The sequence below is a fragment of the Sulfolobales archaeon genome (assembly GCA_038897115.1).
Taxonomy (GTDB): domain Archaea; phylum Thermoproteota; class Thermoprotei_A; order Sulfolobales; family AG1; genus AG1.
The window spans coordinates 1-6,466 of sequence record JAWAXC010000116.1; the positions used below are offsets into that span (position 1 = coordinate 1).

General features: G+C 41.0%; 6 protein-coding genes. 4 read left to right on the forward strand and 2 right to left on the reverse strand.

Annotation, left to right across the window (positions count from 1 at the left end):
• The 3 genes from QXE01_10925 to QXE01_10935 form a co-directional block, all read left to right on the forward strand.
• Window positions 1–346, forward strand: a 346-nt coding sequence (locus QXE01_10925; protein ID MEM4971750.1) for an ATP-binding protein, incomplete at its 5' end; no start/stop codon positions are given.
• Between the two features lie 5 nt (window positions 347–351).
• Window positions 352–942: a DEAD/DEAH box helicase gene (locus QXE01_10930; protein MEM4971751.1), complete on the forward strand. Its 591-nt coding sequence runs from the start codon at window positions 352–354 to the stop codon at window positions 940–942.
• Window positions 943–975: 33 nt separating this feature from the next.
• Window positions 976–3,546: a helicase-related protein gene (locus QXE01_10935; GenBank protein MEM4971752.1), complete on the forward strand. Its 2,571-nt coding sequence runs from the start codon at window positions 976–978 to the stop codon at window positions 3,544–3,546.
• A gap of 167 nt (window positions 3,547–3,713) precedes the next feature.
• On the opposite strand, the gene QXE01_10940 is transcribed toward QXE01_10935, so the two are convergent.
• On the reverse strand, window positions 3,714–4,766 hold the full coding sequence (locus QXE01_10940; GenBank protein MEM4971753.1) for a histone deacetylase family protein: 1,053 nt from the start codon (window positions 4,764–4,766) through the stop codon (window positions 3,714–3,716).
• A gap of 10 nt (window positions 4,767–4,776) precedes the next feature.
• Entirely contained in the window at window positions 4,777–5,919 is a 1,143-nt protein-coding gene (locus tag QXE01_10945; protein MEM4971754.1) for a hypothetical protein, read from the reverse strand.
• 82 nt (window positions 5,920–6,001) lie between these two features.
• Here QXE01_10945 and QXE01_10950 point away from each other — a divergent pair.
• Window positions 6,002–6,466, forward strand: a 465-nt coding sequence (locus QXE01_10950) for a hypothetical protein (GenBank protein MEM4971755.1), incomplete at its 3' end; no start/stop codon positions are given.

A 6,466-nucleotide genomic window follows, 5' to 3' on the forward strand; every position in this document is an offset into this window, starting at 1 on the left:
GATAGACGAGGCACACGAGTTCTTCCCACAAAGCGGGAGAGAAGGCTTTGAAAAGGAGAGCTTAGAAGAGATGATAAACAAGATCATGAGGCTCGGAAGAGTAAGGGGGATTGGATGTATTATGGCAACACATAGACCTCAAGACCTTAACGACCTAGTAATAGAGCTAGCAAATACGAAGATAGCATTTAGAAGCGATGAAGAAACCCTCAAGAGAATTGGAATGGAGAAAAACGCGAAGATCTTAGAAACAGCTCCAGAAGGTCTCGGCATAATAAAGACACATGCCTACAGAGTCTCAGAGATTCTATTCAGAACATATCCACCAACGCCTATAAGGGGTTAAATACGATGAGAAACCCTAGCTCCGGTATAGGCTTCGTACCAAACTTCTGTAAGAAATGCGGAAACCTCATGTATCCAACACCCCAAGGAGTTGAATGCCCCAGATGCGGCTATAAGGAGCCCTTGAATCCAGACTACACAGGCATAGATCGAAATATAAAGAGTGACTCATATACATCTCCTAATGATAAACAGAACTTTAAGCCATGCATATCTAGTGACATATTAGATGCTTTGGGGCTAGAGTATTTAGTTTACCAGGAAAAACCTATGCCTATTAAGAAAAGTGGGACTAAATTCAGAGATCTATTAACAGATCTATGTAACAAGAATCCAAGCCAAAAGCTATGTGACCTTGAAATGTATGACCATCAGAAATCCGCTTTAGAGATACTGCTTAGGGGAAGAAGCATAATCGTTACAGTATCAACTGGAGGGGGTAAAACAGAGATCTGGGTTTCATACGCCTTGTCAAAGCAGCTGAAGGATAAGGACTTTAAGGTATTAGCTATATACCCTACGAAATCACTAGCATCGGATCAGATCTATAGGATCTCGAAATACTATAATGATGCAGGCTTTGAAACCACGTCTTAGATACTCGATGGCATAAGGGTATATTATGGAGCTGTGATAAAGTATGATGGCGATGTATCGTCTCATATAAGGGACTATCATGCTAGGAAAGCCCTAGTGGTTTTGACAAATCCAGAAATTTTGCTTGATATATTAGAGAAAAAATCAAATCATAAATTATGGAACTTCATTACTAATGTAAAAATGATCGTCATAGACGAGCTCGACTATTATAACAGCAGAGGGGCTACAGTGCTCCTTCATCTAATTAAAAGGTTCATTGAAAGATTAGGCACAAAACCTCAAATAGCTATCCTAGGAGCCACTATAAGGAATGTTAAGGCTATCAAGGACTTTTTCCCTACAATAGACTTTGATGTAATAGGAGGGCAAGCTCCAAGACCAGCTAACTACCTTTACATAGTTTTAGGTAAAAGGGATCTTGTGAAAAACCTATATAGCAAGCTACCAGGTTCGCAGGGACTAACCTATGATGAATACAAAGAGAAGTTCTTTGAATTGCTTCTATATTTTAAAGATAAAAATTATATAGATGCGATTGTGAAAGGAAATGAATCATCTATTGAGGATCTAGTAAAAGAATACCAGAAATGTTTAGAAACAACACTGATATTTGCTAAAAATATAGATGAGGCTAATAAAATAGGATCTAGCTTAGACCCTAATTTATCCGCTGTTCACCATTCCAAAATCAGCAAGAAAGATAGATCTAGCATTGAGGAGAAGGCTAGAAAAGGAGAAGTAAAAGTTATAGTTACTGTAAAAACACTTCTACAAGGTATAGATATAGGTTACATTGCAAGAGTAATTCATATAGGTCTTCCCTTAACTCTAAGAGAGTTTATTCAGAGAGAGGGTAGGAAAGGACGAAGACTTGATGTAGAAAGAACAGAATCTATAGTGCTTCCCATCCGCGAAGGAGATATAATACTCCTTAGCGAAGGGTTAAAGAGCCTAGAGATGTGGAGATCGCTGGAACCTGAGATTCTTATACTTAATCCCGAAAACGATCTTCTGAAACTATATGACGCAAAACTCGGATTCAGATCTTTAACAAGTGATGAACTTTTGAACAGAGAATTAGCTAAGCTGGAGTTTTATGAGATATATAAATATTATTATGGGATTCCTGTATATTTATACGATCCCTCTGCCAATAGTTATGAACCCGAAGGAGAATGTAGCTTAAGAGAATATATAGAGGAGTATCAACCAGGCTCTATAGATACACAGACACAACCTGCCTTAATTATCTCAACATATGATAATAGGAATAAAGAGCCAGCCGTTCTAAAGGTAGTACCTAACTATGCACTAACCCTGCAATACATGTGTGAGGCTCCTCATTGCGATATAAGTAGAACTAGAGAATGGAAAACTCCAAAAAGTATTATGAATGCTCTATCAGAATATGAGAGAATATGTAGGGAATGGAGGCAGCAGCCTAATCTTTTAGAAGATATTAGGAGAAGGAAGCTATGGAGTAAAGTTTATACAACCCTCTTGTTTAGCGGGCTAGGCGGATTTAAGCTAGTAAAAGAGTATCCTATATTAGTTAGATGGTACCTAGAATCTAGAAACAAAAGGAAGGTATTTCTGGATAATGGCATAGCTATAGATGTGTATGATATGCGAGCGATAGACGTGTTCCGTAAGCCCAAGGTTAAAAGCCCGTATAGATTCTTTACCTATGTATATGTAAGCGATTTAGACCCAAAGGATCTAAATTTAGAGAAGATAATTAGAGGAGTAGGATTTCTCAAAGCCCTTCTTAGACATAAATATGGTCTTCCACTAGATACTATTGAATATTCTTTCGAATATTTCTCAGGCTTACTCAAGATCTGGGAAAAAGAACCAATCGGCCTCATCAAATCTCTAAGAAACAAAGGGAAGATACAGATAGATGAGGACAGGGTTATTGGATGCGTAGAGTTAATTAATGATATTAAAGCCTATCAGATCGATGATAAATTTAAACTCTTATTAAAATATATAGATAGATATAGCTTCTCTGAAGAGGTATTAGCGGATCCGGGGAGGCTGAACGAAATAAGGGAAGATGCAGAACGTATGGTATATTACCTATGTAACATGATCAGTATTAAACTTAAAGAGGAGATAAAGCTAATATCTAGAACACCTAGAGAAAGTATCTTAATCCTTGATAGCGCCTTCGGTAAGGTATCTATATCTTTAGCAACACCTGAGCTGGGTATAGAGATACTAGAAATAATAAGTGTATCAGATCATAAAGCCTTTTCAAATAAGATCTTAGAAGCACTATCTAAACATCCAGATCTCAGATATATTGTACACTACGGACTTGAGAATAATCTAATAAATAAGGTTCCCTCCATGCTATCCGACAAAGTTATCGATCTAAGCACACAAATAACATCAAAATATCTAGCACCAGCAAGTCTTGGAAGAATCAGAGCCGAGCTTATGGAAAGAGAAGATCTTATAGAGATCCAGAACGAAATATCAAGCAAACATCTTAGAGATGAGAAAGTTGATGAAGATAGCTATAGAAGATTCTTTAAGCTGAGAGCAGAGACGATAGCTATACTATACAACCTATATAGAGGGTATACAACTTAGTTTTTTAACTCTTTATCTAGTTTAAATAAGTAGGTTATCTAGCTCTTAAGGTAGAATATTTAACATTAATTTATGGTTTCGCTATATACATGAATCCAGAACTGTCATTATATTAAATTCACTAAGAATACTGATATTGTAAGCGAAAGAGGAACAGTATAAAGAAATTACAGATCTCTGCTACTTTGTACACCCCAGTATCTCTCCATTATTTGTGTGAGTGGCTTTGATATTCTTTCTGGTGGGGGTGTTGCTTTGGCTTTTTTCTCATGTTTTCTTAGTCCTAGTAGGGTTTCTATATATGCTGTTAGTCCTCTTTCTAATCCTTCTCCATATCCTCCTTCTAGGTTTGTTACTAGTGCTTTGATTCTTTTCTCTATCCATAGGCTTCTGAGTATCTCTGCTATTGCTTCATATGTTTCTTCGGTTGCTTCTAGCCTTGTTAACGGGTCTCCTTGGTATGCGTCGAAACCTGCTGAGACGACTATCGCATCTGGTTTGAAGGCTTCTACTATGGGTTTGACTATGTTTTCAGCAATCCATATATATTCTGGGTCTCCGCTGTAGGGGGGTAGCGGTATGTTTATCTTCGTGCCCCTAGCATTCTCTCCCCCTATATCTGTTACCCTTCCTGTCCCTGGATAGATATCCTCCTCATGGATATCTATGTGAACCACCCTCGGCTCCTCCCAGAATATATCTTGGGTTCCATTACCATGATGAGCGTCAAAATCTATTATAAGTACTTTAAAGCCCTCCTCTAGAAGGGCTTGGGCTGCCATTGCTGCGTAGTTGAATATGCAGAACCCAAGCGTTGGAGCCCCCATAGCCCTGCCTCTTCTACCAGCATGGTGACCCCCTGGCCTCGGCATGATCATCCAGGGATCTCCTGTCTCTAGGGATTTCTTTGCTGCCTGATAGGCGGCCGTGGCAAATCTAGCTGAAACCTCGAATGTATGCTCCGTAACATATGTATCCGAGTCTATATAGTGGAACCCAAACCCAGATTCCCTCCTAATCATCTCCACATAATTCTCATCATGGATCCTATATAGGAGGGAGATATCGGCATTAGGAATGCTATGGATAGACATCGAGCCCCATGATCTAGAAGATCTGAGAGCCGATAATGCACGATCAAGTCTAGAAGGATTCTCAGGATGCCTCCCATAGGGATCTGTATGAAGCCTATGGATATCATCATAGAATATCCTGAGCAATATAAACACCTCATAGGGCTCTAGAGGAGAGCTGGGCTAGTAAATCAGCGATTATCGAGGGGTTTCCCAGCATATCTCGATAGCCTCTTGTGAATCCTGTTTCAAGAGCTTTTCTAATACTTATAGCCATGTCAGCCGGAGACCAGGCCTCTCCTAGGGAGTATATGTTGCTGAAATACCTGGAGGCTAGTAGAGAGTTCTCAACCTGTTCGAAGTGATCTTTGAGGGGGAAGATAATCCCTGGGATCCCTGATATTGCTAGGAGGGATATCGTTGACAGACCAGCTGGGGATATAACAACATCGAATGCCTTGATCAGAGTTGGAAGTCTATATATATGCTTATCTTCAATCGTTCCAACGCCTTGCCTTCTGAGATGCTCTAGAGCACCTCGAGATCCTGGGGCTACTATGAGCTCTGCATCGACACCCCAACCCCTGAGGATCTTAATTGCTTCTAGAATCCCGGCTAGTGCTTCAACCCCGGCTCCTGTGCCTCCTAGGGAGAATAATATGTAGACACCTTCTCCCAGCCCTAGCACCTTTCTAGCCCTATCCCTATCTAGCATTTCACTCTCTAGGATTGGTGGTATGGGGCCTATGTATTTAAACCCATATCTATCTCCCTTCAGACCCTCTTTAAAGCCTATGAAGAGCCTTAGATCGAATCTTCTGAATGCCTTGGCAAGAAACCTATTAACAAGGATACTTGGGATGATCTCTGAGAATCCTTTAGCCCTATAGGCTATGAAGTCTATAAGGATAGCCTTGGCTATCCTGTGTGAGAGGATCCTATCGCTACCCATGGCCTCCCAGGATTCGTCAGCCACTAGGAGATCATAGGCATCGAGATCTATAGATCCCTCTATAACAGATCTATTCCTAGAGGCAGCCCTAGCCATCTCCATAACAACCCCCAGCGAAAAGCCACCAGAGCCCCTCCTAAGATAGCTCCTATAGAAAACATCCCCAAGGCTTAGAAGCTCTCTAGACAACCCATTAACCCTGAAACCCCAGGCCTCTAGATACTCACCAGAAGCCCCAGGAGCAATGAAATCCACATCAAAACCCCTCCTAACAAGCTCAGAAGCAATAACCCTAGCCCTCGCAGCATGCCCAAGCCCTATAGAGGATACCATATAGAGAACCCTCATCGAGAAACCCATATGAGATAGGGTTTGAAGAAATTAATCCTATATAGAAAAAGCCTGTAGAAACACTAAATATAGAGTGGATATGGGGCTCAGGCTTAGAAATAGGTGCAGGCTATGCGGCTTAGAATCACCCTACATACCATCGGCAATAGGTATTTGTAAGAACTGTATAAAGTCAAAACCAGATGAGGCCCTCGAAATAGCTATGGAGAGCCATAGAAGGGCTAGAGAGCTCTTCGGCCTACCACCAGAGCCCCCTCGAGATCCTAGGGGGATTAGATGTAGCATCTGTGTAGCGGAATGTATAATCCCAGAGGGATCCACGGGCTATTGCGGGATCAGGGGTAACAAGGGCGGGAGAATGATCTATCTGCCGGGGGAGGATAGAGCCTATCTATACTACTATCTAGACCCACATATAACCAACTGCTGCAATGCATGGTTCTGCCCAGCAGGAACAGGCTGTGGCTTTCCAACATACTCATATACCCAGGGGCCTGAGAAGGGCTATTACAACCTAGCACTATTCTTCTATGGATGCTCATTC